Source organism: Corynebacterium sp. CCUG 61414, from assembly GCF_024453945.1.
GTDB lineage: Bacteria > Actinomycetota > Actinomycetes > Mycobacteriales > Mycobacteriaceae > Corynebacterium > Corynebacterium pseudogenitalium.
Map to the genome: position 1 here is coordinate 1 of NZ_JAGPYU010000018.1, position 25342 is coordinate 25342.

The window sequence follows — 25342 nt, forward strand, 5'->3', positions numbered from 1 at the left end:
AAGCCCGCCCGCGCTGATGGTACTGCACCTGGGAGGGTGTGGGAGAGTAGGTTACCGCCGGCCTATAACTTCATTTTTGTGTGTGGTGGGTGCGACATCCCCTCTTTGTTTAGGGAGGTGGGTGTCACACCCACCACATTCTTGTTTGTGCACCCTCACAACAAACAACAAGGTATGGTTGCGCGTGGTCGGTTACCAATTCTGGTCCACAGACAACACACAAAAAGTATTTGCAGCGCTTGGTAACCGTCTAAAATGCCGCGTTACCGCGCATTACGCCTAGCCCTGCGAACGCAACGCCGACGGCGAGCGTCCACAACAGATACTTTGCGCATCGTGCGTACCTGCGCTCTTTGAGCAGCATTCCTGCTTCTTTGGCGAGCGTCGACCATGTAGAGAGGGCACCAGCAAATCCCGTTCCAATAAACACTGCCCACATCGGCGCCATCGCGACTGTAAATCCGAGGACCATGGATGCAGCAGCGTTGGCCGTGAAGGTGCCCTTGCGCGGTGGGAGGGCGGAACTAATCCACCACCGTGTGGCGCCGCCCAGCGCGCCGCCAAAGAACACTGCAGGGATAGCAATTGGGTCAATAAACACTATCGATCACCGTCCTCCTTGCGCTCACGCATGGCGTCGCCAGCCCACCAGCCAGCGATGCAGAAGACAACACTGGAGAGTACGTAGATGAAGGCAGTGATTGCAGTCGTTTGCGCTGCGGCGACGGTGAGGGCGGAGAACGTAGTGAAGCCTCCGAGGAAACCTGTGCCGAGTAATGGGCCTGGTCGGAAGTAACCCATTGCGTAGCTGCCCAACACGTTGATGCCAAGCGTGACCAGAAATGCGTAATGCGGTGCTGCTGGCAGCACCGCAAGGAGTCCCGCTGTAAGCACGTAGCGCGTAAGTGCTCCCGTGCCCGCTCCGACGCCTACCGCGAGGGGCTCATTCGACTCAATGTTTTGTAATTGCACACCAGAAGTCTACTAGTGCGCTTACTCCCAATTCATGCCTTGCTGCTTTACAAATACTGCAACCTCCTCGGGGCTACGGCGAAGCTTCGGATCGAATTTGAGGTACTCGCGAGTCTCACGGGCGACAAGCCCGGAAAGCAGCAGCAGACCGATGAGATTCGGGATTGCCATAAGGCCGTTCGCCAGGTCGGAGAACGTCCATACGAGTTCGAGGTGTGTCGTGGCGCCGAGGAACGCTACGGCGGTGAAGAACATCTTGTATGGCAATGAAGCCCACTGGCCGAAGAGGGCGGTTGCGGCGCGTTCGCCGTAGTAGGACCAGCCCAGGATCGTGGAGAAGGCGAAGAAAATGAGGGAAACGGAAACGATGTCGCCGCCCCAGGTGCCTGGCAGGACCGTCGAGAAGCCGCGTGCGGTCATGACTGCTGCTTCGTCGCGTCCCAGGTCCCAGGTCCCGGAGGTCACGATGACAAGGCCGGTGATGGTAACAACGATCAGGGTGTCAATGAACGTCTGGGTCATGGATACCAGTGCCTGGCGGGTGGGATGCTGGGTCTTCGCTGCCGCAGCGGCGATTGCTGCGGAGCCCATGCCGGACTCGTTGGAGAAGATGCCGCGGGCAACACCGAACTGGATTGCCATCATGATGGTGGAGCCGACGAAGCCACCGGTCGCGGCTGAGCCGGTGAACGCGTCGTGGAAGATGAGAGAGATAGCTGCAGGGATCTGGTCTGCCATCAAAGCGAGTGCGACGATGCCGCCACCGACGTAGAGAACAATCATCAGAGGGACGAACGCTGCGGTGATCTTGCCGATGCCTTCAATACCACCCAAGATGGCTGCGCCGACGCCAATGAAGATCAGGATGCCGGAGACAGTAGGTTCGATGCCGAACGCTTCCTGCATGCCTGCAGCGATGGAGTTGCCCTGGGTAAGGTTACCGATGCCGAAAGACGCGAAGATAGTAAAGAGCATGAATGCGACCGCGAGCGCGGACCCCAGCGGGCCTGGGATTCCGCGGCGGAGGTACTCGTGTGGTCCGCCTTGTTGGCGTCCTTTGTCGTCGGTGGTGCGGAAGCGGACGCCAAGGTAGGCCTCGGAGTATTTCGATGCCATGCCGACGATGCCTGTGACCCAGATCCAGAGCAGGGAGCCCGGGCCACCGATCGAGATCGCGGTTGCTACGCCGACGATGTTGCCGGTGCCGACTGTTGCGGCGAGGGCCGTCGTTAAGGCCTGGTAGTTGCTGATGTCGCCGGAGCCTTCTTCATTCTTATCGACGAACGCGTGGCGGGTCGCGCGACCGAGCGTGCGGAACTGGATGCCACCCATTCGGACGGTCAGGAAGAGGCCCGTGCCGAGCAGCAGCGGGATGAGCAGGAATGGGCCCCAGACGAACGAGGCGATCGTCCCGAGGATTTCGTTGAGTTGCGCAGCCATCGTGATCCTTTCGCAATAGGGTGTGGGCCAGGTTACCTTTCTGCCGATAACGTGATTGAGATAATAGACACATAACCTCCCGTGTGTACACGGTTTGTACGACCTTTCTGGCAGAAGTTTCCAAAAAAGGGAAAGATGGGTGTGAACGTATTCGAAAGGATGTTGTCGTATGGCTCATGAACGTGCTGGCCAGATTGCCCGCCCGGAAGATTTGATCGATATCGCGTCGTTGGTGACTGCTTACTACACCCGTGATGTAGACCCGCACAATCCTGACCAGCAGGTGGTGTTTGGTACCTCTGGTCACCGTGGTTCTTCGCTTGATAACGCGTTTAATGAGGCGCATATTCTGGCGACCACGCAGGCGATCGTCGACTACCGTCGTGAGCAAAACATTGGCGGTCCGGTCTTCATCGGGCGCGATACGCACGCGTTGTCTGAGCCAGCGATGGTCTCCGCGCTTGAGGTGTTGTTTGGCAATGGGGTTGAGGTGCTTGTTGACGCCGCTGGGCGTTACACACCGACTCCGGCGGTGTCGCACGCAATTTTGTCGCACAACGCGAAGCTGCCTGGCGGCGTGACCGGGACGGATGCGAAGCGTGCGGACGGCATTGTGATTACGCCGTCGCACAACCCTCCTCGTGATGGCGGGTTTAAGTACAACCCGCCGTCAGGTGGTCCGGCGGACACTGACGCTACGGACTGGATTGCGAAGCGGGCGAACGAGTACATCGCAAACGGTTTGGAGGGCGTGAAGCGCTCCGCGGCGTCTGGTGTGCTCGATGAGCGTGCGCAGCGCTACGACTACCTGAATAACTACATCAATGACTTGCCGAACGTCGTCGACATTGCGGCGATTCGTGAATCCGGTCTGAGCATTGGCGCAGATCCGATGGGCGGCGCGAGCGTCGATTATTGGGGTGCAATCGCTGAGAAGCACGGCCTGAACATGACCGTGGTGAACCCGGAGGTCGACCCGACATGGCGTTTCATGACGCTCGACACTGATGGAAAGATCCGCATGGATTGCTCCTCGCCGGACTCGATGGCATCGCTGGTGCACAATCGTGACAAGTATGACATCGCTACCGGCAACGACGCTGACTCGGACCGCCACGGGATCGTCACGCCGGACGCCGGTCTGATGAACCCGAACCACTACCTCGCCGTCGCGATCGAGTACCTGTTCTCACATCGCGAGGGCTGGGCGGACAACACCGCAGTTGGCAAGACGCTGGTGTCCTCGTCGATGATTGACCGTGTAGTGGCATCGCTTGGGCGCACGCTCGTCGAGGTTCCGGTTGGCTTTAAGTGGTTCGTGCCAGGGCTTATCGACGGCACCGTTGGCTTCGGCGGCGAAGAATCCGCGGGTGCGTCCTTCCTGCGGAAGGATGGCACGGTGTGGTCGACTGATAAGGACGGCCTGATTCTGGATCTGCTCGCGGCGGAGATTACAGCTGTGACGGGGAAGACGCCGTCGCAACGCTACGCTGAACTGGCTGAGAAGTTCGGCTCCCCGGCATACGCACGTATTGATGCCCCGGCGAACCGCGAGCAGAAGGCGACGCTGAAGGCGCTCTCCCCGGAGCAGGTCACCGCAACGGAGCTCGCCGGTGAGCCGATCACCGCGAAGCTGACCGAGGCACCAGGCAACGGTGCACCGATTGGCGGCCTGAAGGTGACCACGGAAAACGCCTGGTTCGCGGCGCGACCATCGGGTACGGAGGACAAGTACAAGATTTACGCCGAGAGTTTCAAGGGCAAGGAGCATTTGGCGCAGGTGCAGCAGGCTGCGAAAGAGCTTGTTGCGCAGGTGCTCGGATAGAATGGCCAATCGTGACTGAGACACACGAGACCAAACAGGCAAGAGGCAAGCTGCTGGAAATCGCGTCGGCTGCGGCGCGATTTGGGCTGGCGGCTGTGTGGATTGTCGCCGGGTGGACCAAGATTGGCGCCCATATGGAAGTGACGCAAAACATCATTGCGTACGAGATTTTCACCCATGAGTGGTCGAATATTTTGGCGCAGTGGATCGGACCGTTGGAGCTGGCCGGTGGCCTGCTCCTGCTGGCTGGCATCAAGCTGCGTGAATGCGGCTGGGTCTCGATCGGGGTCCTGGTGCTGTTCATCATCGGGATGTACTCGGCGTGGTCGCGAGGGCTGGTCATCGACTGTGGGTGCTTTGGCCCGCAGCCGTCAGATGAAGGCACGAACCTCATTGAGACGATCCTGCGTGACTTTGTCTTGATCGCGGCGACCTTGTTCATGATTTATGTGCCGTACAAGAAGTTTGCGATTTATCCATAGCCTCATCCAGCGATTAAGCTGTTGGGCAATTTCCAACGTCAAGGAGTAAATACGTGACTACCCGTAAGGTGAAGAACCCGAACGAGAAGAACGGTGCAGGGTTCATCTGGGCAATCGTTGCAGTGATTGCGATCGCGGCGCTTGTGATCGGCCTGATTTTCGTCAACGGCAAGAAGGGCCGCGAGGCAGCCATGGCCGAGAACATGATTGACACTACTGGCATCACTGTGAGCTGGAACGAGGACGACCACTTCATTCGCCTCGCAGCCGAAGATGTCGACGACGCCCCGATGGCAGAGCTGTACGAGGACTTTTCGTGCCCACACTGTGCAGATCTGGCGGTAGCGACGGATGAGCAGATGTTCGAGAAGCTGCGCGAGGGCAAGATTGAGGTCGAGCTGCGCCCGATGGTGACGCTCGATGGCCTGACCAACGGTCACTCCACGATGGGGCTGGCTGCGGAGCTGGCACTCGTCGCAAATAACGAGCCAGCTGCGATGATGAACCTCCGCGACCACCTGATGGTCAACCAGAAGGACGTGTACTCGAAGGTGACCGACGATGACCTCGCTGACCTGGCCCGCGACTACGGCGCTAGCGACAAGGCGGTACAGGACATCCGCGATAAGACCTATTACGATGCGGCGCGCGCAATGTCGAACGGCAACATGAAGCTGCAGGAAGAGCGCGCCGGTGAGGCGTGGACTCCGCGCGTCATGGTTGACGGCAAGGACGTTGAAGGCGAGATCGACAACTGGGTCGATACCGTCGCAAACAGCTAACTGTATGTCCGCGTGGGGCCTGGCTGCATGATTTGTGGCCAGGCTCTCTTCACGTGTATGGTGATGAAAGCTCGTAAGAGTTCAAGGGGCTATGGCGCAGTTGGTAGCGCACCACACTGGCAGTGTGGGGGTCACGGGTTCGAATCCCGTTAGCTCCACAGAGAGTGCTCTCCACCGGTGAAGAACTGGTGGGGAGCTTTTTGTTGTAGCAATGAGCTGTGTTGAGGGTGAGTCTGCGATCAATTACTCGAACGAGTTTCACGAGAAGTACTTCTACGACGGCGAGCTCGGCGCGATCTATACCCCGGAAAAGACCACGTTTCGGGTCTGGGCGCCGACGGCGCGTGCAGTAGAGTTCGTGAATTACTCCGATAACGCTGCCGTGACTCCTCTGGCAAGGGGCGAGCGTGGGACCTGGGAACTCACCCTCGAAGGTGACCGCCACGGGCTGGAGTACCGCTACCGACTGGAGTTTGGAGACGGAACAGTCAACGAAGCCGTCGACCCCTACGCGCGGGCAGTGACCGCCAACGGGGAGCACACCGTGGTCGTTGATGCGGAGCATATTGTGCCCGAGGGGTGGTCCGGCAAGCGTATGGCGCCGTTTTCTTCGATGCAGGACGCTATCATTTATGAGGCACACGTGCGCGACCTGACCATCGGACCGGACAATGGCATCACGCACAAGGGGAAATTCCTGGGACTCACCGAGGCTGGGACCAAGACACAGGCGGGGAACCCATCGGGTCTGGACTACTTGAAGTCCCTGGGTATCACCCATCTACAGTTGCTGCCGATCTACGATTTTGGCAGCGTGGATGAGATCGGCGACCTGTCGTTTAACGCACAGTACAACTGGGGCTACGATCCGGAAAACTATAACGTTCCCGAAGGCTCCTATTCGACGCACCCCCAGGACCCAACCGCGCGAATCGTGGAACTGAAGTCCATGATTGCCGCGCTGCACGCTGATGGTATCCGGGTCATCATGGACGTGGTGTACAACCACGTCTACGTCGCGGAGCACTCGCCGTTGCAGCAGACGGTGCCTAACTATTTCTTCCGGACGGACTCGCAAGGCAACTTTCTTGATGGGACGGGCGTCGGCAATGAAACCGCGTCAGAGCGGCCCATGATGCGCAAGTACATCGTTGACTCAGTGACGTACTGGGCCACAACATACAACATCGACGGCTTCCGGTTTGACCTGATGGGGATTCATGACGTCGACACGATGAACGCCGTGCGCGAGGCGCTCAATGAGATTGATCCTTCGATAGTCATCCTCGGGGAGGGGTGGGAGATGGGCAACCACCCCGGAGGCGTGCTCGGCGCGAACCAGAAGAACGCCGACAAGCTGCCGGGTATCGCGTTCTTCAATGATCAATACCGCGACACCGTCAAGGGCTCCAACTTTGAGTTGGAGCATGCTGGCTTTGTAAACGGCGCGGATCAGGAGCATCGTTCTTGGGACTTGCTGAACAACATCAAGGGCGCTCAGCACGTGCGGGACTACCTGGGTCCGGAGCAGTCCGTGGTGTACAACGAGGCTCACGATAACTACACGATGTTCGACAAGCTCAAGGGCAGCATGCCGCACGCGTCTGATGAGGAGATCGCGCGGCGTCATGCACTCGCTACGGCCACGCAGTACTTGGCCAACGGAGCAGTGTTCATTCATGCGGGGCAGGAGTTTCTGCGCACGAAGGCGGGCGACCACAACTCGTACAAGTCGCCAGATGAGGTCAACGCGCTCGACTACGACAGAGCAGCTCAGTTTGCAAAGCACGTGCAGTTCTTCCGCGACCTGAACGCGTTCCGCAAGCGCTACGACTTCATGCGCCTGCCGAGCTATGAGGCGATTAACAGCAAGTACACGCACGGAATCGTTGCTGGTGCTGACAACGTGCACATGAATCATGTTGCCTACACCGTGAAAAATGCATTCCCAGGCAATCGTGACGCCTTCGTGTACGTGAACGCCGCGACGGAACCGTGGCAGGCGCCGCTGCCAACCGGTGAGTATGAAGTGATGATCCAGGCAACGGACGTCTACGAGGAGCCACGACTACTCACTTCACACGGCGACGTTACTGTCCCACCGCTGAGCATCATGGTCCTCCGGGCAGCCCCGGTCGCATTTGCCTCACATTAAACGCACGGTATAAGCTGGCACCTACGCGTGTTTTAGCGTGCGCGGGGCTATGGCGCAGTTGGTAGCGCACCACACTGGCAGTGTGGGGGTCACGGGTTCGAATCCCGTTAGCTCCACAGAAAAGACCGCAGGTTGCTTAAGACCTGCGGTCTTTGTGTTCCCGGACCGGCGCCGTCACTGCGACGTGCTCGCCGTTGCGCAGCGTGAACTCCAGCTGGTACGCGTGCAGGAACATGCGCTGCGCGCCCGTACGCGAGCCGTACGCGCGGTCGCCGACGATGGGGTGGCCTTCGTGGGAGGCGTGGACGCGGATTTGGTGGCGTCGTCCAGTAATGAGCTCGGCCTCGACGAGCGTGTTCGGCCCGCGGTTTTCCACGCGGCGGAATCGTGTGTGGGCGTCGTCGCCGTCGGCACGTACGACCATGGTTTTCGGTGTTCGCGCGATCGGGGCCTTTACGTCGCGTGTACCCGCCCAGCGTCCCTCCACGACTGCGCGGTAGATGCGGATCACGTTCTGCTCGCGGAAGGCTCGCTGCAGGTGGCGCAGCTCTGCATGGTTGAGCGCGATCAGCAGCGCCCCGGACGTCTCCTTATCAATGCGGTGCGCAAGCTCAGCGTCGGGGTACACGTCACGGATGCGCTCGATGACGCCGCGCCGCGTCCCGGTTCCCGCATGCACCGGCACCCCCGCCGGCTTATTTACTACCAGTGCCGTCGGCCCCTCCCACAGCACCTCAAACTCGTGGCTCTTACTTTTCGACGCCCTCTTCGCTTCCTGACAGAACTCACCCGGCAACGTGATCACGTCCCCAGCCCGGACGCGGTAATCCTGCTTGATACGTTTCTGGTTGACCCGCAACGCCCCCTTGCGTGCGAGCTTGAACAGCATGGTCGCCGGGCACGTGGTGTAGCTGGCGAGGAACTTGTGCATCCGCCGACCGTCGTGGTCCTCCGGGACCGTGATCGCCGTGTATCCAGGTAGGGGAATGCGGGTGGTCATGGCTGGCACCATAGCAAGGTGCTAGTACTGGTGCCATGTGTGAAACATCATTCGCTACCGTCGAGACGCAGGTAGGCCCCTTGACAATCGTCGTTTCGCCGCGCGGAGTACGCCGGATCGCGTTGCCGACGGACGACCCCGCTGAGGTAATCCACGCCACAGGCGCGCGCCCCGGACCGATTGGTGCCGTCCGCGGGCAGCTCGAGGAATACTTCGCCGGGACACGAACGTCTTTCGATGTCCCGGTCGACCTTGAGGGCCTCCCGCCGTTCCGGACGAAGGTGCTGGGCGCGCTCCAACACGTGCCGTTCGGTGAGACGATAACGTACAAGGAGCTTGCTGCGGACGTCGATAATCCGGGGGCGGTGCGTGCCGTCGGCACTGCGTGCGCGAAAAATCCGCTGCCGCTGCTCATTCCGTGCCATCGGGTCGTGCGTAGCGACGGCCACCTCGGGCGCTACCGTGGTGGGGAAGACATGAAGCGATTCTTGCTTGCATTGGAGGGCCACCATGAACGATTTCAGTAAGCGTTGTACCGCGCCGGGCCAGGCGAGCAGCGAGGCCGCCGGCCTGCGCTGGCTGCGCGAGGGCAGCGAGGCAGTCGTGGAGGTCCGCGGCGTGGACGAGGAGCAGCGGACGTTGCGAATAGAACGCGTCGAAACCGTGCGACCCACTCGTGACGCGGCGCGCCGGGCGGGGGAGGAGCTGGCGAAGATCCACGCGATGGGCGCTGAAGCCTTCGGTGCGCCGCCGACCGGGTGGGATGGCCCGAACTTCATCGGCCGGGTTGAGCAGGACTGCGTGCCGGAGCAGCGGTGGGCGAAGTTTTATACCGAGCAGCGCGTGCTGCCGTTCGCTAGGAGCGCACATGTGGCGGGAAATATTTCGAAGCAGCAGCTAGAGCTCGTGGAACGCGCCTGCGCTGCGCTCGTTGAGGGGGACGAGGACGCCCCGCTGGCGCGTATCCACGGCGATCTTTGGGCGGGCAACCTGCTCTTCGACGAGTCCGGCCCGAGGTTCATCGACCCGGCGGCACACGGTGGGCACCCGTTGACGGACATCGCCATGCTGGCGTTGTTCGGCGCGCCGTTTTTGGAAGATATCCTTGCGGGCTACGAGTCGCGGGCAAGCCTGGGGGAGGACTGGCGTCGGCGCATCCCGATTCACCAGCTTCACCCGTTGGCCGTGCACGCGTTGACGCACGGCCCGGCGTACGCGGGGGAGCTTGCCAACGCCGCGCAAGCGACGTTAGACGTGACGGGCTAAGCCTTCCACCAGGAGGAATCTGGCCCTGGCGGCAGGTGTCGTTTGTGCTGGCCGATGCGCCAGAGGTGCTCGATGCGTTCCGCCGCCGCGGACGGAACGGTTTTGCCTTCGAGGTAATCGTCGATGTGCTGGTAGGTCACGCCGAGCGCTTCTTCATCGGGCAAGGCCGGGCGGTCCTCTTCCAGGTCGGCGGTGGGGACTTTCTCCCAGAGGCGAGGGTCGGCGCCGAGCTCGCGGAGGAGAGCTGCGCCTTGGCGTTTGTTGAGGCCGACGAGGGGGGTGAGGTCTGCGGCGCCGTCGCCAAACTTGGTGAAGAAACCGGTGACGTTTTCCGCCGCGTGGTCAGTGCCGATGACCAGGAGGTTGCGCTCGCCGGCAAGCGCGTACTGCGCCACCATTCGAAGGCGGGCTTTCACGTTGCCCTTGTTGAAGTCGCTGAGGGGCGCCCCCAACGCACCGGCGACCTCATCGCTGAGCGCCTTCGTGGCAGGAGCAATGTCAACGGTCACCGTCTCATCCGGTTCGATGAAGCGGAGCGCCAACTGGGCGTCGTCCTCGTCGACTTGGACACCGTGGGGGATGCGGACGGCGAGGAAGTGGGCGTCGACACCCGAGTCCCGCAGCCGCTCGACAGCGATCTGTGCGAGGCGACCTGCGAGCGTCGAGTCCTGGCCCCCGGAAATGCCGAGTACGAAACCGGCTGAGGAGGCTGCGCGGGCATAGTCGCAGAGGAATGCGACGCGACGCTCGATTTCGCGCGCGGGATCAATCGAAGGTTGGACCCCGAGCGTGTCGATGATCTCTTGCTGTTTGCTGCTAACTTGCGGTGAATCTGGCCGAGACATAGGAACCAGCGTACCCACGGTGCATATTGGTATGCATGCAACAACTCACCACCGCCCAACGAAGCTACGTCCGGAAAGTTGCGGGCGTTGCCGCGCTGGGCGGGCTGCTCTTCGGCTACGACACCGGCGTGATGAGCGGCGCGCTGCTCTACATCACCCCCGAATTCCAGCTCACCCCAGGGCAAGAAGGCCTGGTGACCTCAATGTTGCTCGTCGGCGCAGCGGTCGGCGCGCTCAGCGGCGGGTCGATCGCGGACAGGCTTGGGCGCAAACGCACCTTAATAATGGGCGGCATCGTGTTCATTGCAGGCTCGCTGTGGTGCGCGCTTGCGGGGTCGGTGGGAGCACTCGCGGCGGCCCGAACGTTCTTAGGAGTCGGCGTCGGCGGAGTGTCCATCGTGGCGCCGATGTACATCTCGGAGATGGTGCCCGCCCGGGTGCGCGGCAAGATGGTGTCGCTGAACACGCTGATGATTGTGGTGGGGCAGCTGCTCGCGTACTCCGTGAACTCCGCACTCGCCTCGACCGGCAGCTGGCAGCTGATGCTCGGACTCGCCGCAGTGCCCGGAGCCGCGCTGGCCATCGGCATGGCATTCCTGCCTGAAACGCCCCTGTGGCTCGCCCGCCACCAGCGTATCGACGCAGCCCTCACCATCGGCGACCGAGTCGGCATGACCCGCGAAGAACTCACCCTCGAAACCACCGAAGACGCCGAGCTTCGCGCCCAGCGCGGCGGCGAGTGGGCACGCCTGCGCAACGTTCGATGGCTACGCATGACCGTGCTGATCGCCGCGCTACTCGGCATCACGCAGCAGGTCACCGGTGTGAACGCCATCGTCTACTTCGCGCCAACGATGATGAACAAAGTCGGCCTCTCCACCGAAAATGCCGTTTACACCTCCATGGTGATCGGGCTCGTCTCCGTCGTCGCGTGCTGGGTCGGACTGCAGGTCATCGACAGGATCGGCCGTAAACGGCTACTGCTCATCGGCCTGAGCGGCAACGTCATCTTCCTCTTCGCGCTCACGCTCACGTACCGCGCCGCGGAAAACAACGCCGCACTCGCGTGGGTTTCCCTCGCCTGCATGGCGCTGTTCATCGCATCGCAGCAGTCAGCAGTTTCGCCCACGACCTGGCTGCTTATCTCCGAGCTGGTCCCGCCACAAATCCGCGGCGCAGGCATGGGGCTCGCAGGGCTCGCACTGTGGGTGATGAACTGGATCGTCGCCCAGTTCTTCCTCCCACTTGTCGACGCCCTCTCCGCCACCGCCACCTTCTCCATCTTCATCATCTGTGGCATCCTTGCAGCAGGATTCGTCCGCTACTTCGTCCCCGAAACAATGAACCGGAGCCTGGACGAAGTGGCGTCGGAAATGGAGCAACGCTACACCAAGTAGCACCGGCGTTTTGGTTTCCCCACGTGATGGGGTAATATAACGCGACGTGTCGCGACCAGACTGTTTCCAGTGGTCGCACGAAGATGAAGATCCTCGATTAGAAAGGAGCGCCCGATGAAGGTCCGCAAGTCGCTTCGGTCGCTGAAGAACAAGCCGGGCGCCCAGGTTGTGCGCCGCCGCGGCAAGGTTTACGTCCTGAACAAGAAGGAGCCACGCTTCAAGGCTCGTCAGGGCTAATTCAGCACTCGTGAAAACCCGCACCTCGTGTGCGGGTTTTTTCGTGCCCAGGGCACTAGGGTGGTGGAGGTGAAACGAGCATGCTGCGCCTTCCTCGCCGTGACCGCCCTCGGGGCCTGCGGGACACCCACTATCGACGCCCCGCCGACCATCACCGTCACCTCAACGACGACGCACCCGAACGCTCAGCCGCCTGCACCAGTTGACGAGCCGGTGGGCGAAGTGGGCGTCGATAAGCTGCTCTCCACTATCGCCGACGAAGTTGCCAACCAGTTCGGTGGCACTGTCGCAGTCGCCGCAGGCGGCATAGGAAGCAGCAACGACCCAGCGATGCCTGCCTGGTCAACCATCAAAGTCCCACTCGCAGTCGCCGCGTACCGCGTGGCGCCCGACACCGCGCAGCTCGCAGCACCCGCCGCGATCACCGCCTCAGACAACGACGCCGCGCTGCAACTCTGGAACGCCCTGCCACCCGGCGTCGGCGACACCGTTTTGGCCGAGGGCGGCGTACCAAAAACCATCAACACCGAACGCATCCGACCCGAGTTCTCAACCTTCGGCCAAACCATGCTCACCGCCGCCGAGGAATCCACTTTCATGTCCAATCTGAGCTGCCTGAGCGACGCCGACCCCGTCCTTGAGTTGATGGGGCAAATCGTGCCCGGGCAGGACTACGGCTTCGGCCAGCTTCCCAATGCGCGGTTCAAAGGCGGGTGGGGGCCCTCGGAGACTGGTGGATACGAAGTGCGCCAGATGGGACTCGTGTCAAATTCCGCAGAGCAGGACGTTGCTTTGGCTTTGGTCGTTGTCCCCGCCGACGGCAGCTACCAAACCGGCCAAGTCATGGCCAACGCCGTTGCAGAACGGCTCCGGAGCCAGCTGGATCAGCTGCCGGTTGCGGCCTGCTGATTGGTTGATGGGGGTGTCCGCGGGGCGGACAGATCGATCGGGCACTGTGATATTCCGCGGGGCGGACACTATCGGCATTGATACCAAGCCGTTTTTCAATAGGTGAGGTGTCCACGGCGCGGACAGGATCCGCTTTCTTAAGGTGCCGGTCTTGCTATTCCACGGCGCGGACACTACCCGCGTGCAGCACACTCGAAGGTGGGCGTTGGCAAACGCCACTACTATTGTCCGCCGCGCGGACACCGCATCAAGGGTGCACGCATTTCGCCGGGCGGACACTGCCGACATTGACGCTGACCTATTTCTCAGCAAGCGAGATGTCCGCGGCGCGGACAGTCCCCTCTGCCTTAAGGAGTCGGCTACGTTATTCCGCCGCGCGGACAATCTGAGTTGACCGGTGCAGGGTTTGAACGTGTTGCGAACTGTCCGCTCCGCGGATACTTCCTCCTCCCTTCCTGGCCGGCCCGTTCACTGTCCGCCGCGCGGACACCACCCGCGTGCACCACGTCCGAATGCCCCTGGTGCCCGAAGGTGGGCGTCGAAAAGCACCCCGCGCACTGTCCGCCGCACGGACACCACCAATAAGGTCACCGTCGATAACCGACACGACCGAGGTGACACGCCTGGCTTGCCCGGTTTTGGTTACTACTAGAATCGGCCACTTGCTAGGCACCTAGCTACTCGGGATAGATCACCGCCCCGGCGCTCACACCTAGAGCGTCGGGGGCGGTGAATCTATCGTTAGTTATCGTTGTCCTTGTCGCCTCTCTTGGCTTGGGTGTCCTTGTAGAACTCTTCAAGGTCGAGTGGTTCAACCGGTCGTGTTGCCATGTGCTCGGGGCATTCAAGTAGCGCCAACCGGGCCACAATGGTTAACGCTCTAATTCCGTGTAGAGCTAAATCACTCAGGGGCGGCATATCCTGGGCTTGGTTTATCCATGCTTGCCCACCGCGCTTACGAGCTTCCAATAGCGGCCGGTAATCACTCGCAATCTGTTCCCACAGCACTTTTAATTGGGCACTCACATGGGGTTGCGTTATTTCGACATCTAACAAGGTCAATTGACTAGTAGCTTCAACATTGAACCGAGTGAGCTCAACCGCCTTAATCAATTTCCCTTGTTCAACGCTTCCGCTCCCATCTAAATGAACGGCCGCGGCGCGCTCGCTCACAAGCGCTGCTGACTTGGTAATTTCTCTTATGCAATCGGCCACTGCCTTGCGTTGACGCTCCCGATCTTCACGTTGCAGTTGTTCGCGTCGTTCCCGTTCACGTCGGTCGTCGTCGGCTTTACGTCTAGCGTCCTCGGCCGCTTGGTCGTCTTTGCGCCGTTGGTCGGCCGCCGCTTGGTCAGCACGACGTCGCTTTTCCGCCGCTCGGTTGTTAATGAGCACACCACCGAGGGCTATGAGGGCAACCAACAACGACACGCCACTTTGAGACGTGAGCCAAGAAAAGAACGCGTGCATAGAACAAGCATAGAGGCGTTGGCCCTACCCACGTACCACCGGCGCCCGTTCAACGCCTCACAACACGTTTCCCACCTGCATGTTTGCAACCCGTGGCGGTGGCAGTGGCACCAATCGACCTACTCCACAAGAGTTTACGCCATTCCATTGATTAGCAACTTGGTGCCGTTGTGTTCGCGGTGTCATTCGTTGGTCACGGATGGGGTTATTCGGGTGGTCAAGCCTGGCCCGACGTTGTATTTCCGGTTTGCCAGTGGTGAGCAGTGGGTGTGTGAGCCTGGTCGGGTGGGGTATCGCGATGATGCTGCGGAAATTGAGATGGATGGCGCAGGTATGGATTCGTTTGCGGATGAGACTGCACCGACGTGGGACTGGGACCGCCCCACAGTCTAAGCACGTCGGTGCATCTTCCTACGGCAGCATCGACTGAATCTGCTTCATCAGCTGAGGGTTCGTAGCGACGACGCCACCAACCAACGCGATGATGCCCAGGATTACCAGTGCTGCGATTCCGCCTTTCGAGGAACCGGAGGCGCTGCCACCTTCTTCAGTTGGAAGCTCGGACTGCGTGCTAGCCGCCGGAGTTGTTTCGGACGGAGCTGTAGGCGTTGTTGCCTCGTCGGACGGCTTGGCTGGGACCGAAGTTTGACGCGGAGACTCGGCAGCTGGGGTCGTCCCCTTCGGCTTCTGCGGGGCTGACGTAGCTGACGTCGAGGGCACCGTCGTCTTAGATGGTCTTGCCGGGACCTTTGTTTGCGTTGACGGAGCTGCGGGAGCTGTCGTCTTGGCTGGGCGAGGCTTCGGCACTGAAAGGGTGATCGTCTCGGAAGCTTGATTGCCGGCTTCATCCGTGGCGGTGATGACTACACGGTGTGTGCCCGAATCTTTGGTCGAACCAACAATCCGGTTCCCTTTATGTCGCAGTCCGGCTGGCAGGCCGGTCACGGACAACGCCGTCTTGGTTGCGTCCTCGACTCGGATCGGCAGGTCGAACTTAGTTGCCGCAGGCGGGTTGTGGTCAACCAAGATGCGAGGCAAGACGGTGTCCACCACGCGGAATTCGATGACACCGTCTCCAGTATTTCCAGCCCTATCAGAAGCTGTGACAAAAGCTTGGAAGTATCCAAGCGATGAAGGAGTACCGCTGATTGTGCGAGAGTTTTCGTCGAAGCGCAGGCCGTGAGGGAGGCCCGAAACGGTAACCCGCTTTAGTCCCACGCTGTCTGTTGCATTAACAACATACGAAAACGGTGAACCGACTTCGGACGAAAACTCAGCGTTTTGCACTGTTGGGGAGGTGGTGTCTTCCACAATCAATTCGAGCCCAGCTTCGGACGTATTGCCGCCGGCATCGGTAGCGATGACGGTGACGGAATGCGTACCAACCGCGTCGGTGACGCCATCGATGGCTCTGTTGCTTTCGTCATAGAAAAGTCCGCGGGGAAGACCCTCGACGCGTACGTCGACAGGTGTTGCGTCGTCAACCTCAATGCTGATGGAGTCATTGAATTCCGAATTGGCTTCCCAGCGAGCGTTGCTCCGCACGTTGATGGTCGGCTTCTTCGTGTCGCGCACCTCGAGCGGGATGGTCGCCGTCGCGCTATTGCCGGCGGGGTCCGTGGCGGTTACGTGGATGTCGTGCGTTCCGACTGCGTTGGTCTGCCCGTGAATGTGTCCCTCATATGACGTGAGGTCATCGGGGAGAGCGCTGACTGTCACGTTGGGGGAATAGCCGCTGTTGTCGGTTACTGGAATCTCAAGGTCGGCGTACTCGCCGGCCTCCAAGATCAACGGAGTGGTATCGATGACGGGCGCAGTGGCGTCGGCAATCCAGAATTCGAGGTTGCGTGAGGTCCCGTTCCCGAGGGCATCTCGCGCTGTTACATTCGCGTATTGCCAACCAGGCTTCGTCGGTGTCCCTCGAACAGTGACGGTGGCGCGGAGCCGTGGCTCGTCGTACTGAATGTCCGCATACAGACCTTCTGGCAGGTCGGTTACCTCGACAGTCAGCTCGTTGTACTCGTCCGTGATGGTGAATTCGAAGGGTTCAATCTCGGCATCGGAGTCGAATTCTTTCTTTTCGACGTCCACAATCACGGGAGCGGTCTCGTCAGTTGCCTTCACGTACTCGTAGAGAAGGTCTTCCTGCCAGCCCTCTGGAAGCTCAATCGGATTAGTCTCGAGAAGGCTTTGAACTTCAATGCCTTTCACGTTGCCGTTCTCGTCGGAGTAGATCCCGGAAACGAGGCCTGCAACGTCGTCTCCGATGGTAACTGGTGTGTTGATCTCTGGAGCGAAATCGCCATAGGGGAGAAGCAGGATCGCGTCGCCGACTGTGCCTGCCACCGTCAATGAACGCCAGTCAACGCTAGCTGCGTCACCCAGGTGTACCTGGCCGGTCGATAGGAGCGCTCCAGGAGCACCAGGGTTTTCGCCCAACCGTGTGCCATTTGGGGCCTGGATGTAGGGGAGCTGCGCATCATAGAAGCTACCGATTTCGGCCAGTGCCCAGTGCTTGGGCCACCCGTATGTCGTAGAAACTCCGCGCGCGCCGCCCGGCCCGGTGCACGCGGGACTGGTGTAGATCCGCTGGTGGACGTGATCGATGTATTTCGCTGTGCACTCCTGGTCGAGGAAGAGGTCGCGATCATTGTCGTCGAGCCCCACGGTGTCGCCTTGGTTGACCGCGACGGGGTTCTCGGCCTCGTCCTGTGCCTTTTGGTAAGCGTCCCACTGTTGCATCGCGAGGCCCGAGTAGTTGACGTACTCGTCGCTAGTTGGAGTTTCTTCCCATCCGACAGCAATACCGTATTTGTGGGCTTGACCTTCTGGGACATCGTCACTCCCGGAGTTGACCCCGATAAAGTGTTTTTTGCCTTCGTCATCGACGATCCAGTTCGGCCCACCGGAATCTCCCTCATGCATCGGATTTTGTTGTGTGAGGAGGATGACGTTATTAATCACGCCCATGACGTAGTTCTCCATCACGTGGCCGGTTGTTTGACCGAAGCCGTACACCATCTGTCCGACGCGAAGCATCGACGGTAGGAGAACGCTGTCGGAGGAGTAGCGATTCTCCCCGAGCAATGCCGAGCGGTTTTCGGGGATATCGATATAGCCCCAGTCTTTGCTCATGGTGCTGTTGGTGAGACTTCCCTCGAAGTCGAACTCAGTCACCATCGTGCCCAGGTAATAGTTCCTTTTTTGTGTGTCGGTGAAGTAGAGAGGGCCGCCATCGCTGCAGTGACCAGCTAAGAAAATACGGCTGTTGGACTTATCGATGTATCCGACGGTGCAACGATGACCGTTGTTAAAAATCTTGTCACCTTGGTTAATCGTGCTTACTTCGCCCGGAGCATATGACAGCATGGATTCACGCTCGAGGAGTAACGCCACTTTGTTCGGTTCGCTTGTCGGAGGAACTTCTGGGTCTGCGAGGAGGACGAGTCCCTGTCTGTGGTCGTCGTTGTCAAAGACGTCCTCATACATCCCAAGGTAGTGGCCGCCGACTGAAACTGGGGCGCCATGTGTCAAATACGCATGGCTCGGAAGCGTAATCGCCAGGAAACCATCGGTGGTGTTCTCAATCGTTGCATCGTAGTCTTCCCGTGGGCCGTGAACGGTCACGGTATCCCCGGCCGAGAGGTACGAACCGAGAATTGGCTCAGCTGACTCACCGACTTGTGGAAGCAGCGAGTCCGGGATCGCGTAGGAAGCGAAGCGATTCAGGAAGAGATCTTTGTTGCGAGAAAAATCGGTCTGCCTGTCCTCGAAGTAGTGTATGGAGCCCTCGGAGTCGCGGTAGTACAAGAAATGCCCTTCGCCGCAAAGCGCATCGGTGTACACGCGCCCGTCGGCGATGTGGGCAACTTGGCAGATGTAATCGGAGCCATCCTCCGAGTACAGAAGTTTGTCCCGCTGTTCGAACAGCTCCTCATGCTGATCGGGCACCCACTGGCTCGTGGTCTGGGCTGTGGCGTCGGGCGGGGAAATGACAGTGGCGCTCATCGCGAAGGCTGTGAAAAGGGCGATAAGCGTCTTACCAGGTCGAAGGCTTCGCATGAATTAAATGTACAGAATCTTCACGAGCTTCTCACAGTTTTGGTATAGGAGATGCGTCACGAAGTCCGAGCATGCGCTTGACCACGTTCTCGGCAGAGATGAGGCACATGGGCACACCGACGCCAGGAACGGTGGTTTGCCCGGCGTAGTACAGGTTGTCCACTTTGGCGGAAATGTTGCGACCGCGGAAGAACGCGGATTGCCGCAGGGTATGTGCAGGCCCGATGGCGCCACCTGCGAAGGAGTAGTAGCGTCCGGCGAAGTCGGCGGGGCCGATAGTTCGCTTCACGACGACCCGTTCCCGCAGGTCAGCGACACCAGTGCGTGCGACGATGAGGTCCAGTGTCGCGTCAACGATGGCGGCGACGCGCGGGGACTCTGCAGCGCCGTACGCGTCCCCGTGACCGATCGACGGGTCGGCAGCAACGGGGATGAGCACGAATAGATTCTCGCATCCGGAAGGGGCGACGGTTGGGTCCGTGGCGGAGGGCTTGCACACGTAGATCGAGCGCGATGCGTCGCGCGAGCCGCTGCTGTCAGCAGGGAACACGGCGTCGAAGTCTTCGCCCCACTCCTCGGAGAAGAACAGCGTGTGGTGAAGCAGTTCCGGCAGCGCACCGCGCACACCAATGAGCGCGAGTACGCAGCTCACACCTGGGTTGTGGTGCTTAAAGTGCGCCTCGGAATAGGTGCGAGCAGACGCGGGGAGCAACGAAGTCTCGGTGTGGTGCAGGTCTCCGGCGGCGACGACGACGTCGGCGGGTAGGAAGCGTTCTCCGCTGTCGCTGAGCACGTGGATGCCGGTGGTGGAGCCGTCGATAACTTCGATGCTGGTGGCCTCGTGCTCAAGCAGGATTTCGACGCCGTGCGCGCGGGCGAGCCGCTCGAGCGCGGTGACGATGCCGCTGAATCCGCCTTGTGGGTAGCGCACGCCGAGAGTCAGGTCGGTGTGGCTCATCAGGTGGTACAGGCTCGGGGTGTCGCGCGGCTGTGAGGACAGGAACACCGCCGGGTACTGCAGGATCTGGCGCAGGCGCGGGTCGCGGAAACGCTTGTCCACGTAGCGCTGCAGCGGCTGGAGCAGCAACACCGCGAGGGTGAATGCGCGGGAGACGACGTCGCGGTGCAGGAACGGCCGCAGCGAACTGAACGTGGTGTAGAGGAAGCGGTCGAGCGCGATGTTGTAGACATCGGCGGCGCTGGCGAGGTAGTCGCGCAGCACGTCGCCCGCGCCGGGCTCGAGGGATTCGAAGAGGTCGGCGACGGCGTCGGTACCGAAGGGAACGTCGAGAAGCGGGTGGTGTTCGGGGTAGATGCGGTAGCCGGGGTCGAGCAGCTGGAGGTCGAGTTCGGCCGCGGTGGAGGTGCCCATGAGCTCGAAGAAGTGGTCGTAGGCCTCGGGCATGAGGTACCAGGAGGGGCCGGTCTCGAAGCGGAAGCCGTCGATGCGCAACTCGTCCGCGCGCCCGCCGAGGTGTCCATTTTTTTCGACGACCACCACCGCCGCACCTCGCTTCGCCAGCAGGCACGCTGTTGCCAGGCCTGCGATTCCCCCGCCGATGATGACAACGCGCTCCGTCACTGCAGCCTCCTTCCCGTCGCCGCTGTCCGCGCGATGATCGCTGCTTTCCGCGGCGCGGACACCCGGACTCGTTGGGTGAGGATGGCTTCTGGTGGCGTGTCCGCGAGCAAGTCGGTGAGCGCTTCGAACAGGTTCGCCGCTACCGCGACGGCGACACCGCAGCGCTTGGGCAGCGCGGGGATGGCGGACCACGCGGCGTCGAAGTCGTGGCGGATGTCCGCGATGATCGCGTCTCGGCCGGCCTTGGTTAGCGGGTAAGAAGCTTGCGGGAAGTAGTTACGGGCGAGCCGGTTGGTGTCGTCGGCGTAGTCGCGCAGGAAGTTCACCTTCTGAAACGCGGCCCCCAGCGCCCGCGCACCTTCCTGCAGCTTGCTGTACTCGGCCTGGGGAGGGCGTCGGCCCCCGAAGAAGACATCCACGCACAGCAAACCGATGACCTCGGCGGAGCCGTAGATGTATCGCTCGACGGACTCCTCCGTGTGCGCCTCGCCGGTTACGTCGTGGCGCATCGAGGTGAAGAACGCAGCGAGGTGGGCGTCATCGAAGTTGCAGCGGCGAGCGGTATCGGCGAAGGCGTGCAGGATCGGGTCGGTGTGGAACGTGGTTGCTGTGGCGCTGCGGACGCGCTGCTCGTAGTCCTTGAGGGCTGCCGCGCGCTCGGGGGAGGGGGTGGCGCCGTCCACAATTTCGTCGGCGATGCGCACCACCGCGTAGAGGTTGCGGATGTCGGTTCGCTGCGGCTCGGGAAGTAGTCGCGTGGCGGCGCCGAAGCTCGTCGAATAGCTGCCAATGACCTCGCTCGCGGCGCGCCGTGCCATGTGGCTGTAGCGTTGCTGCGGGCTGGGGTGGGAGCGAAACATTGGTGGGCTTTCAGGTCATCGGAAGTGATTTTTCATAGTCTAGGCTACATGTGGACCCGCGGTGGGAGCCGTGCTGGGAATACCACGCGTGTAACTACTATATGTAGTATCACTTGCAGAAATATCACCCAAGGTATAGTGTCTTCTCTTGTAGCGCCGATCAAGACGGCGCGGGGAAAACTCCCGAAATAGTCTTCATTTTATGTAGAGAGAGAGCCCACAGGTTATGTCTATTACCGTTTACACCAAGCCGGCGTGCATGCAGTGCAAAGCAACTACCAAAGCACTCGAAAAAGCAGGGCTGGAGTACGACCTCGTAGATATCTCCGTCGACGACGAAGCGCGTGACTACGTCCTCGCGCTCGGCTACCTCCAGGCACCAGTCGTTGAGGTAAACGGCGAGCACTGGTCTGGGTTCCGCCCGGAGCGCATCCGTGGCCTGGCTGCGGCTTAACTCTTCCGACGTCTCACGCCGCTAGTGTTTTACACATTGGCGGCTCTTTTTATGTAGAGGGCATCCAACATGTTGATCGTGTACTTCTCGTCGTTGACAGAGACGACGAAGCGGTTCGTCGATAAGGTGAGGCTTCCGGCACAGCGTATTCCGTTGCGGCGCACGGACCCAGCACCAATTATCGACGAGCCCTACGTCCTCATCTGCCCGACCTATGGCGGGGGCGTATCGATGACGCACGTGAACACCAAACCTGTCCCGCCGCAGGTCATCAAGTTTTTGAATGACGAACACAACCGCAGCTATATCCGTGGCGTCATCGCGTCTGGCAACTCCAACTTTGGCACGGACTACGGCCTGGCTGGTGACGTAATATCGGAGAAGTGCAACGTCCCGTACCTTTTCCGCTTTGAGCTGCTGGGTACTGATGACGACGTGCTTCGCGTGCGCAACCAGCTGATCGAGCACGCCGACCGCCTCGGTTTGCTGCCGCTGACCCCCGAGCAGGAAGACGCGCTAGAGTCGGTTGGGCAGCTGCCGGGGCAGGAAAACGCACAACGCTTAGCGCAACTGCGCGAGAAATATACAAATAAATACCGTAACGCCGATCGTTAATCAACGCTGAACCATCAAGAGGATATCTGTGTCTACGAACCCTATTCATGGCAAGAATGTGCCGGAGCCAGTCAACGAGGCTGACAAGCTGGACTACCACACGCTCAACGCGCTACTGAACCTGTACGACGAAAACGGCCAGATCCAGTTCGATAAGGACCGCGAGGCTGCGAATCAGTTCTTCCTGCAGCACGTGAACCAGAACACGGTGTACTTCCACGACCTCGAAGAGAAGATGAAGTACCTGGTGGACAACAAGTACTACGAGCCCGAGGTTATTGAGGCATATGACTGGGAGTTCGTGAAGGACACGTTCAAGCGTGCGTATGCCTTTAAGTTCCGCTTCAAGTCCTTCCTGGGCGCGTACAAGTACTACACCTCCTACACGCTGAAGACATTCGACGGTCGCCGTTACCTCGAGCGCTTCGAGGACCGCGTGGCGATGACCGCGCTCTTCCTCGCTGACGGCAGGGAAGAGGTAGCATCCGCACTGGTCGACGAGATCATGACGGGCCGCTTCCAGCCAGCGACGCCGACATTCCTCAACGCAGGCAAGGCGCAGCGCGGCGAGCTCGTGTCTTGCTTCCTGCTGCGCATCGAGGACAATATGGAGTCCATCGGCCGTGCGATTAACTCCTCGTTGCAGCTGTCGAAGCGCGGCGGCGGCGTAGCGTTGCTGCTGTCGAACATTCGTGAGGCCGGCGCGCCCATTAAGCACATCGAGAACCAGTCGTCTGGTGTGATTCCAGTGATGAAGCTGCTGGAGGACTCCTTCTCCTACGCAAACCAGCTCGGCGCACGCCAGGGCGCAGGTGCTGTGTATCTCAACGCGCACCACCCTGACATCATGAAGTTCCTGGACACCAAGCGCGAAAACGCTGACGAGAAGATTCGTATTAAAACGCTCTCGCTGGGCGTCGTCGTCCCAGACATCACCTTTGAGCTGGCGAAGCGTAACGACGACATGTACCTGTTCTCGCCGTACGACGTCGAGCGCGTCTACGGCGTTCCGTTCGCCGACATCTCCGTCACCGAGAAGTACGAAGAGATGGTGGAAGACCCGCGCATCCACAAGTCGAAGATTAATGCGCGTCAGTTCTTCCAGACGCTGGCGGAGATCCAGTTCGAGTCCGGCTACCCGTACATCATGTTCGAGGACACCGCGAACCGAGCGAACCCGGTCAAGACTGGCCGCATTAACATGTCCAACTTGTGCTCCGAGATCCTGCAGGTCAATTCCCCGTCGGAGCTCAACGCTGACCTGACGTACGCGAAGGTCGGCCACGATATTTCCTGCAACCTTGGCTCCTTGAACATTGCGATGGCGATGGATTCCGACGACTTCTCCCGCACCGTCGAGACCGCAATCCGCGGTCTTACGGCGGTGGCGGACAAGACGTCGATTGACTCGGTGCCGTCGATCCGTGAGGGTAACGACGCCTCCCACGCCATCGGCCTGGGCCAGATGAACCTGCACGGATTCCTTGGCCGCGAGCACATCCACTACGGCTCAGAGGAAGGCCTCGACTTCACGAACGCCTACTTCGCGGCCGTGATGTACGAGTGCATCAAGGCATCGCACAAGATCGCAGTGGAGACGGGCAAGAAGTTCGAAGACTTCGAGCGCTCCGAGTACGCCACCGGCGAGTTCTTCGACCGCTACAACCCGGAGGATTTCCAGCCGAAGACGGAGAAGGTCAAGGCGCTGTTCGAAAAGTCGACGATTGCAGTGCCGACGGCCGAAGAATGGGCAGCACTGAAAGAAGCGGTCGCTCGCGACGGCATCTACAACCGCTACCTGCAGGCAATCCCGCCGACCGGCTCGATTTCTTACATCAACAACTCAACCTCCTCGATCCACCCGATCGCGTCGAAGATTGAGATCCGTAAGGAAGGCAAGATCGGTCGCGTCTACTACCCGGCGCCTCACCTGAACAACGACAACACCGAGTACTTCGACGACGCCTACGAGATCGGCTTCGAGAAGATCGTCGACACCTACGCTGTCGCTACGAAATACGTCGACCAGGGCCTGTCGCTGACCCTGTTCTTCAAGGACACGGTGACGACGCGCGACCTGAACCGCGCGCAGATCTACGCATGGCGCAAGGGAATTAAGTCCCTGTACTACATCCGCCTGCGCCAGATGGCCCTGGAGGGCACAGAGATCGAGGGCTGCGTATCCTGCATGCTGTAAGCGCTGGTTGAGAACAGTGCTGGCTTAGAACTCGACGAAGCCGTCCACTCCGCGCAGAAGGCTCCAGGATGCGTTTTCTGCTCCTGTTGAGTCGCCGGATTGGATGGCTTCTGCCACTTTCAGGTGGTATGCCATTGCATCAAGGTGTGGGTCGTTCGGCATGATGCCGTAGCGGGTGCGCCCTTCAAGCACGTACAGAATTGGGAGGGCAAGGGTGCGGAACATCTCGTTGCCAGAGCTCTCCAATATTAAGGTGTGAAAACGTTTATCCGCCTCGAGGAACGCTTCCGTGTTGCCTTCGCCGGCTTCGGAGAGCTCCATGAGCTGCTTAGCGAGCGCCTTGAGCTCCTGTGCTTGTTCCTTCGTTGCGTTCGTTGCTGCGAGCGCTGCTGCGACTGGCTCGACTGCCTTGCGCAACTGGTCGAGTGACACGATCTGCTTCGCCCGGTGGGCTTCGCTGCTGAGACGCCAGCGGATCACGGCCTGATCAAAGACAGCCCAGTGTTCTTCCGGCAGCACCTTAATGCCGACTCTGCGAGAGGAGCTCACAAGCCCGAGCTGCTCCAGCGCGCGCATTGCCTCACGCGCGACTGTGCGCGAAATCCCAAACCGGCTGGAAAGATCCTGGAGCGTAAAGCGCTCTCCCGGCGCCATTGTCCCCGATACAATCTCGCCCCCAAGCTCGTCGAGCACCTTGGTCAGAAGAGGTCCTTCGGCGGATTCGGCAGGATCGAGGGTGAGAGGCATGCTATTCATCCTTTTTCTCGTATCGGAGAGTTTGAATTGAGACTA

General features: G+C 60.3%; 22 protein-coding genes, 2 tRNA genes and 1 pseudogene. 15 read left to right on the forward strand and 10 right to left on the reverse strand.

Annotated elements, in window-relative coordinates; all coding sequences use genetic code 11:
* Positions 1-250 precede the first annotated feature (250 nt).
* The 3 genes from KBX14_RS10115 to KBX14_RS10125 are packed head-to-tail and all read right to left on the reverse strand — an operon-like array spanning position 251 to position 2412.
* Positions 251-601 (reverse strand): CrcB family protein, encoded by a 351-nt coding sequence (locus KBX14_RS10115; RefSeq protein ID WP_176754783.1) that lies wholly within the window; start codon positions 599-601, stop codon positions 251-253.
* On the reverse strand, positions 601-972 hold the full coding sequence (locus tag KBX14_RS10120) for a CrcB family protein (protein ID WP_256042469.1): 372 nt from the start codon (positions 970-972) through the stop codon (positions 601-603). Before KBX14_RS10120 ends, KBX14_RS10115 begins: the two co-directional genes overlap by 1 nt.
* A gap of 21 nt (positions 973-993) precedes the next feature.
* Positions 994-2412 (reverse strand): sodium:alanine symporter family protein, encoded by a 1419-nt coding sequence (locus KBX14_RS10125; protein ID WP_256042470.1) that lies wholly within the window; start codon positions 2410-2412, stop codon positions 994-996.
* Positions 2413-2581: 169 nt separating this feature from the next.
* On the opposite strand from KBX14_RS10125, the gene pgm reads away from it, so the two are divergent.
* The 6 genes from pgm (at position 2582) to KBX14_RS10155 (ending at position 7772) form a co-directional block, all read left to right on the forward strand.
* Positions 2582-4237, forward strand: a complete 1656-nt coding sequence (gene pgm, locus KBX14_RS10130) for a phosphoglucomutase (alpha-D-glucose-1,6-bisphosphate-dependent) (protein WP_256042471.1) — start codon at positions 2582-2584, stop codon at positions 4235-4237.
* Between the two features lie 11 nt (positions 4238-4248).
* The gene (locus tag KBX14_RS10135) at positions 4249-4719 is read left to right on the forward strand and encodes a MauE/DoxX family redox-associated membrane protein (protein WP_256005440.1); all 471 of its coding nucleotides are present in this window, start codon (positions 4249-4251) and stop codon (positions 4717-4719) included.
* A gap of 53 nt (positions 4720-4772) precedes the next feature.
* Positions 4773-5501: a DsbA family protein gene (locus tag KBX14_RS10140; RefSeq protein WP_256042472.1), complete on the forward strand. Its 729-nt coding sequence runs from the start codon at positions 4773-4775 to the stop codon at positions 5499-5501.
* 85 nt (positions 5502-5586) lie between these two features.
* Positions 5587-5659, forward strand: a tRNA-Ala gene (locus KBX14_RS10145).
* A gap of 53 nt (positions 5660-5712) precedes the next feature.
* Positions 5713-7656 carry a type I pullulanase gene (pulA, locus tag KBX14_RS10150; RefSeq protein WP_256042473.1) on the forward strand — a complete coding sequence of 648 codons (1944 nt, stop codon included), beginning with the start codon at positions 5713-5715 and terminating at the stop codon, positions 7654-7656.
* Positions 7657-7699: 43 nt separating this feature from the next.
* Positions 7700-7772 (forward strand) — tRNA-Ala (locus KBX14_RS10155).
* 20 nt (positions 7773-7792) lie between these two features.
* Here the strand turns inward: KBX14_RS10155 and KBX14_RS10160 are convergent.
* Positions 7793-8656 carry an RluA family pseudouridine synthase gene (locus KBX14_RS10160; protein ID WP_070478259.1) on the reverse strand — a complete coding sequence of 288 codons (864 nt, stop codon included), beginning with the start codon at positions 8654-8656 and terminating at the stop codon, positions 7793-7795.
* Between the two features lie 35 nt (positions 8657-8691).
* On the opposite strand from KBX14_RS10160, the gene KBX14_RS10165 reads away from it, so the two are divergent.
* Positions 8692-9183: a methylated-DNA--[protein]-cysteine S-methyltransferase gene (locus KBX14_RS10165; protein ID WP_070478257.1), complete on the forward strand. Its 492-nt coding sequence runs from the start codon at positions 8692-8694 to the stop codon at positions 9181-9183.
* Positions 9167-9922 carry a fructosamine kinase family protein gene (locus KBX14_RS10170; RefSeq protein WP_070975269.1) on the forward strand — a complete coding sequence of 252 codons (756 nt, stop codon included), beginning with the start codon at positions 9167-9169 and terminating at the stop codon, positions 9920-9922. Before KBX14_RS10165 ends, KBX14_RS10170 begins: the two co-directional genes overlap by 17 nt.
* Here KBX14_RS10170 and nadE read toward each other — a convergent pair.
* On the reverse strand, positions 9919-10767 hold the full coding sequence (gene nadE, locus KBX14_RS10175) for an ammonia-dependent NAD(+) synthetase (RefSeq protein WP_256042474.1): 849 nt from the start codon (positions 10765-10767) through the stop codon (positions 9919-9921). The two genes, KBX14_RS10170 and nadE, sit on opposite strands and share 4 nt — an antisense overlap.
* Positions 10768-10802: 35 nt before the next feature.
* On the opposite strand from nadE, the gene KBX14_RS10180 reads away from it, so the two are divergent.
* From KBX14_RS10180 to KBX14_RS10190, 3 genes are all read left to right on the forward strand, one after another.
* Positions 10803-12164, forward strand: a complete 1362-nt coding sequence (locus tag KBX14_RS10180) for a sugar porter family MFS transporter (RefSeq protein ID WP_256042475.1) — start codon at positions 10803-10805, stop codon at positions 12162-12164.
* A 114-nt stretch (positions 12165-12278) separates the two neighbouring features.
* Positions 12279-12401, forward strand: coding sequence for a type B 50S ribosomal protein L36 (ykgO, locus tag KBX14_RS10185; RefSeq protein ID WP_018020497.1), 123 nt, complete (start codon positions 12279-12281; stop codon positions 12399-12401).
* A gap of 69 nt (positions 12402-12470) precedes the next feature.
* Positions 12471-13310 carry a hypothetical protein gene (locus KBX14_RS10190; RefSeq protein ID WP_256042476.1) on the forward strand — a complete coding sequence of 280 codons (840 nt, stop codon included), beginning with the start codon at positions 12471-12473 and terminating at the stop codon, positions 13308-13310.
* 741 nt (positions 13311-14051) lie between these two features.
* On the opposite strand, the gene KBX14_RS10195 is transcribed toward KBX14_RS10190, so the two are convergent.
* Entirely contained in the window at positions 14052-14780 is a 729-nt protein-coding gene (locus KBX14_RS10195; protein ID WP_256042477.1) for a hypothetical protein, read from the reverse strand.
* A gap of 147 nt (positions 14781-14927) precedes the next feature.
* On the opposite strand from KBX14_RS10195, the gene KBX14_RS10200 reads away from it, so the two are divergent.
* Positions 14928-15173: an HNH endonuclease signature motif containing protein gene (locus KBX14_RS10200; protein WP_256042478.1), complete on the forward strand. Its 246-nt coding sequence runs from the start codon at positions 14928-14930 to the stop codon at positions 15171-15173.
* A gap of 18 nt (positions 15174-15191) precedes the next feature.
* On the opposite strand, the gene KBX14_RS10205 is transcribed toward KBX14_RS10200, so the two are convergent.
* The 3 genes from KBX14_RS10205 to KBX14_RS10215 are packed head-to-tail and all read right to left on the reverse strand — an operon-like array spanning position 15192 to position 21242.
* Positions 15192-18842, reverse strand: a complete 3651-nt coding sequence (locus KBX14_RS10205) for a putative Ig domain-containing protein (RefSeq protein ID WP_256042479.1) — start codon at positions 18840-18842, stop codon at positions 15192-15194.
* 31 nt (positions 18843-18873) lie between these two features.
* Entirely contained in the window at positions 18874-20424 is a 1551-nt protein-coding gene (gene crtI, locus KBX14_RS10210; RefSeq protein ID WP_252932025.1) for a phytoene desaturase family protein, read from the reverse strand.
* A complete protein-coding gene (locus KBX14_RS10215; protein ID WP_252932026.1) occupies positions 20421-21242 on the reverse strand; it encodes a phytoene/squalene synthase family protein in 822 nt (273 codons plus the stop codon). The genes crtI and KBX14_RS10215 overlap by 4 nt, the downstream gene beginning before the upstream one ends.
* A 268-nt stretch (positions 21243-21510) precedes the next feature.
* On the opposite strand from KBX14_RS10215, the gene nrdH reads away from it, so the two are divergent.
* The 3 genes and pseudogenes from nrdH to nrdE all read left to right on the forward strand — a co-directional run bounded on the left by nrdH (position 21511) and on the right by nrdE (position 24550).
* Complete coding sequence (gene nrdH, locus KBX14_RS10220; protein ID WP_070361976.1) at positions 21511-21738, forward strand: glutaredoxin-like protein NrdH; 228 nt, start codon at positions 21511-21513, stop codon at positions 21736-21738.
* Positions 21739-21807: 69 nt separating this feature from the next.
* Positions 21808-22230, forward strand: a pseudogene (nrdI, locus tag KBX14_RS10225) (class Ib ribonucleoside-diphosphate reductase assembly flavoprotein NrdI); the annotation flags it as partial.
* A 151-nt stretch (positions 22231-22381) separates the two neighbouring features.
* On the forward strand, positions 22382-24550 hold the full coding sequence (nrdE, locus tag KBX14_RS10230) for a class 1b ribonucleoside-diphosphate reductase subunit alpha (RefSeq protein WP_070361978.1): 2169 nt from the start codon (positions 22382-22384) through the stop codon (positions 24548-24550).
* Between the two features lie 24 nt (positions 24551-24574).
* On the opposite strand, the gene KBX14_RS10235 is transcribed toward nrdE, so the two are convergent.
* Positions 24575-25297, reverse strand: a complete 723-nt coding sequence (locus tag KBX14_RS10235) for a FadR/GntR family transcriptional regulator (protein ID WP_256042480.1) — start codon at positions 25295-25297, stop codon at positions 24575-24577.
* Positions 25298-25342 lie beyond the last annotated feature (45 nt).

What these genes read in the sequence shown, in the direction of transcription:
- KBX14_RS10125 (WP_256042470.1), bottom strand. Translation starts at nt 2,412, where the DNA reads ATGGCTGCGCAACTCAACGAAATCCTCGGGACGATCGCCTCGTTCGTC.
- pgm (WP_256042471.1), top strand. Translation starts at nt 2,582, where the DNA reads ATGGCTCATGAACGTGCTGGCCAGATTGCCCGCCCGGAAGATTTGATC.
- pulA (WP_256042473.1), top strand. Translation starts at nt 5,713, where the DNA reads ATGAGCTGTGTTGAGGGTGAGTCTGCGATCAATTACTCGAACGAGTTT.
- KBX14_RS10160 (WP_070478259.1), bottom strand. Translation starts at nt 8,656, where the DNA reads ATGACCACCCGCATTCCCCTACCTGGATACACGGCGATCACGGTCCCG.
- KBX14_RS10165 (WP_070478257.1), top strand. Translation starts at nt 8,692, where the DNA reads ATGTGTGAAACATCATTCGCTACCGTCGAGACGCAGGTAGGCCCCTTG.
- KBX14_RS10170 (WP_070975269.1), top strand. Translation starts at nt 9,167, where the DNA reads ATGAACGATTTCAGTAAGCGTTGTACCGCGCCGGGCCAGGCGAGCAGC.
- nadE (WP_256042474.1), bottom strand. Translation starts at nt 10,767, where the DNA reads ATGTCTCGGCCAGATTCACCGCAAGTTAGCAGCAAACAGCAAGAGATC.
- KBX14_RS10180 (WP_256042475.1), top strand. Translation starts at nt 10,803, where the DNA reads ATGCAACAACTCACCACCGCCCAACGAAGCTACGTCCGGAAAGTTGCG.
- ykgO (WP_018020497.1), top strand. Translation starts at nt 12,279, where the DNA reads ATGAAGGTCCGCAAGTCGCTTCGGTCGCTGAAGAACAAGCCGGGCGCC.
- KBX14_RS10195 (WP_256042477.1), bottom strand. Translation starts at nt 14,780, where the DNA reads ATGCACGCGTTCTTTTCTTGGCTCACGTCTCAAAGTGGCGTGTCGTTG.
- KBX14_RS10205 (WP_256042479.1), bottom strand. Translation starts at nt 18,842, where the DNA reads ATGCGAAGCCTTCGACCTGGTAAGACGCTTATCGCCCTTTTCACAGCC.
- KBX14_RS10215 (WP_252932026.1), bottom strand. Translation starts at nt 21,242, where the DNA reads ATGGCACGGCGCGCCGCGAGCGAGGTCATTGGCAGCTATTCGACGAGC.
- nrdH (WP_070361976.1), top strand. Translation starts at nt 21,511, where the DNA reads ATGTCTATTACCGTTTACACCAAGCCGGCGTGCATGCAGTGCAAAGCA.
- KBX14_RS10235 (WP_256042480.1), bottom strand. Translation starts at nt 25,297, where the DNA reads ATGCCTCTCACCCTCGATCCTGCCGAATCCGCCGAAGGACCTCTTCTG.